Consider the following 3,557-nt stretch of genomic DNA (forward strand, 5'->3'; position numbering starts at 1 on the left):
TTTTGCGTTAGTAAGAGCTTCGATATATAGATGGTTATCTCGCCCAAAATTGGAAGCAACGAAGGTAAAACGTCGTCAAAGAAAATTAGATTGGAAAGAACTGGAAAAAGATGTAAAACCAAATCCAGAAGCTAAATTAGCAGAGAGATCTAAAAAATTTGAAGTTAATCCTACGGCTATATTTTATGCCTTGAAAATCATGAAAATCACTCTTATTAAAAAACAACTTCGTTATAGAGAAATAAATAGAGAAGAAAGAATAAAATATTATCAAAAATTACGAAAATTAATCAAAAAATTTGGAAGCAAAAGTCTTGTGTTTATTGACGAATCAGGATTTGAAGAGAATCAAGACTGTATTTATGCCTGGTCAAAAAGAGGGAGAAAAGTTTATGGTGAGCAAGAGGGAAAACGAGGGAAAAGAGAAAATTTAGTAGGGCCGGAGTTGAAAAAAGGAAAAAGTATAAATTGCACCAATAATATTTAAAGGAAGCCTGAATGCAGTGGGATTTAAAAACTGGTTAAGTCAACATTTATTACCATCATTAAAAATTCCCAGTGTACTAATTATGGACAATGCACCAATTCATAGAAAAAACGTTATTAGAGAATTAGTAGAAGCAGGGGGTCATCAATTACTATTTTGGCCAAAATACTCTCCTGATTTAAATGATATAGAGCATGATTTTAGTGCATTAAAGAGAGCTAGAATGTATTCTCCTATCAACACATCTATTGATGAAATTATCTGTAATTATTGTGCTAAATAGTGTCTCATTCTTATTTAAAAGAACTATATCCATCAAATGTCAAAATTAAGCATTTTTTCTTCTTTTTTATCCAGTTTTTCTTTCCCTATTCCCTGTTCCCTGTTCCCTTTTCCCCGTGTCGAGACTGTAGCAATATTTTATGAAATTGGTATAAAGATGTTCATTAATGGATAATGGATAATGGCGAACTTGATAATTACAAGAAGGTTAAAACCGCTCGGGAATTGAGTATAAGGAAACATTATTTCTTCTCTCAAGGGGAGATTGGATATGGCGTTTCGCTGCGCGACATGAAAAGCGTACTTCGCAGCTCCTCTGAAAGAGGCAGCGGCTGTGTCAAGAGCGGGAAACCTCGCCATCCCATCCTAACTGACTGCTCCGCTTTCCGACCGCTTTTCCCCTTGAAAGGGGAGGCAGAGTAAGCTGAATTATTTAATTAATAATTAATAATTGTTAATTATTCGGTAATGATTTTATAGTATTTCTGGTAATCAGGGACAGGATTTTTTGTTGACGGGCAATTTATATGAAGACACAAGCGATATCCTAAGCTGCTTTAAAAGATCAAGACCTCGATCGCGCTTTCAGCGTAGTTACTGAGGATGTGGTTTTTGAAGCGCAAGGACTGAATACCGTTCCTATTTATGGCAAATTTATTGGCAAAAAAGGCGTTGTCGAATTTCTTTCTATTCTCGGCGAGCTTTTTAATAATGAAGCTTTTGAGATTTATACATTAGTTGCTGTAGATAATTATATTTTTGCTCACGGTTATATGCAGCATCGGGTTAAAAAGACCAATCGAGTTTTTAAGTGTGAATATGCTTTAGTTTGTACGACCGAAAACAGATTAATAACTTCTTATAAAATGTTTGAAGATACTGTCACATTGTCAGAAGCTTATAGTAGTGAATGAAAAAGGACTATTACCAGTCTTTAACCGAAGTTAGTAATATCATTATTTTCGATATTTGTCAAACTACAAATTGTCAAACTAAAAGGCAGGCAAAATGCCTACCTAAAACCAGATTTTATTGTTTAATTGACACTAAGATAACATTGCCATCGCACTGCTAATAAAGGTTTGGAAATTATCAGCTACAGCAGTAGTAATTCCATGAGTAAAAGGTAAACTATCAATCACCATTACTAAACACAACAACATCATGTAATAGATGGAATATTTAAACAGCGATCGCGCCACATCTTTATTAGAAGGATCTTTTAACAACTGCCAAGCTTTCTTAATAAAAATTGCACCAAGATAAGTTGCTAATACAGCATAAACTATTCCGCTTGCGTGTAATGGATAAACCAGTAATAGGGTCATCGGAATCAAAATCAAAGTGTAAATCCAAATCTGTCTCGCTGTTTCCTCATTTCCTTCAATCACAGGTAACATAGGTACTCCTACTTCCTTATATTCATCACGAATATAAATTGCTAATGCCCAAAAATGAGGAGGAGTCCAGACAACAATGATTGCAAACAGTAGCCAAGCTGCCCAACTCAACTCACCTGTGACAGCAGCCCAACCTACTAAGGGAGGAATAGCACCAGCAGCACCACCAATTACAATATTTTGAACACTGTGACGTTTTAACCAGTGAGTGTAAATACCAACATAAAAAACTATTCCAGACATTGCCAACAGTGCAGCTAGTAAATTAGCAAAAACTGTGAGCAAAGTAAACGATATAGCTGCCAGAGTCAATGCAAAAATCAGAGCATGACGGGGTTGAACTCTCCCAGATGGAATAGGTCGCCAGCGAGTACGCTCCATAATATAGTCAATATCACTGTCGTAGATACAGTTGATAGCGTTAGCTGCACCAGAAGCTAATGCACCACCAATTAATGTCACGAATAACAATAAGGGAGAAACTTCTCCTTTTGCTCCCAACCACATTCCTGCTGCAGTTGTTATCAGTAGTAGTAGAATAATGCGGGGTTTTGTGAGTTGATAATAGCTTTTAAATACCTGTAGGATATTATCATGGCGTCGTGGAAGACTATGAGAAATAACTTCTTGCATGGATTTTAATTTGTTAATTTTCTGTTTAAACTGGTTATTGTTTCCGTAATCTATAAGTTTATGAGCAATATCAAAACGGATATTAGTGCCAGTTAATTTTTGATGTTAGCCAGTCTGAAAAATTTAGTTATATGATGTCCGGTTGAATAGTTATAATTAGAGTTTCGTAGTAGTAGCGCGTCCAAACTAAAATTGTGGGTAAAACCTCCCCCCTCTCCTTGCAGGAGAGGGGTTGGGGGAGAGGTCTTCATTAACTCGCTCTTTACCCACATTTTCAAGCTAGACGCGCTAGTAGGGCTTGAGCAATATCTATCTTACTTAGGGCTAAATCCCTACTACAAACAAAAACTTTTTTATCACTTATTATCCGGACATGATATTACTTATACCTGGCAATTTTAAATTTATTCCCTTCCGTTCTACTAAACTTACCTAAATTGATATTTTTGAGTTTTAGCAGCTCAGTTCCTGATTCTGTGAGAATCACTGATTAGAGATAGCTAACGTTTCTAATAACTCACAAAAGAGGGGTATATTACTGTATCTATGTTAACAATTAAGCCTTTGCAACTTGCCGATCGCGTAAAGCAATTACACTAAAAGCTACTAAAGTTCCTAATAATGCTGCTCCTACAGCTTGGTGAGACACAGTTAACAGCTCAATTTGCAGACGTAACCGGAAGGTCATAACCCCCAAACCAATCTGAGCTAATACTAATAAACCGCCCCTCGAGCGGACCTGTGCTCGGGGGCGG

Annotated in this window: 1 protein-coding gene and 3 pseudogenes; 2 read left to right on the top strand and 2 right to left on the bottom strand. The window is 36.4% G+C overall.

Annotated features, from left to right (window positions below; genetic code table 11):
- Both F6K22_RS35805 and F6K22_RS35810 read left to right on the top strand, forming a co-directional pair.
- Positions 1–770 (top strand): annotated as a pseudogene (locus F6K22_RS35805) (transposase); the annotation flags it as partial.
- A gap of 562 nt (positions 771–1,332) precedes the next feature.
- Positions 1,333–1,683 (top strand): annotated as a pseudogene (locus tag F6K22_RS35810) (nuclear transport factor 2 family protein); the annotation flags it as partial.
- A 132-nt stretch (positions 1,684–1,815) separates the two neighbouring features.
- Here F6K22_RS35810 and F6K22_RS35815 read toward each other — a convergent pair.
- A complete protein-coding gene (locus F6K22_RS35815; protein WP_293109355.1) occupies positions 1,816–2,802 on the bottom strand; it encodes a heme o synthase in 987 nt (328 codons plus the stop codon).
- A gap of 556 nt (positions 2,803–3,358) precedes the next feature.
- A pseudogene (locus tag F6K22_RS35820) lies at positions 3,359–3,557 on the bottom strand (hypothetical protein); the annotation flags it as partial.

Source organism: Okeania sp. SIO2F4, from assembly GCF_010672385.1.
GTDB lineage: Bacteria > Cyanobacteriota > Cyanobacteriia > Cyanobacteriales > Microcoleaceae > Trichodesmium.

Coding starts and splice junctions, on each gene's coding strand:
- F6K22_RS35815 (WP_293109355.1), bottom strand. CDS start 2,802: ATGCAAGAAGTTATTTCTCATAGTCTTCCACGACGCCATGATAATATC.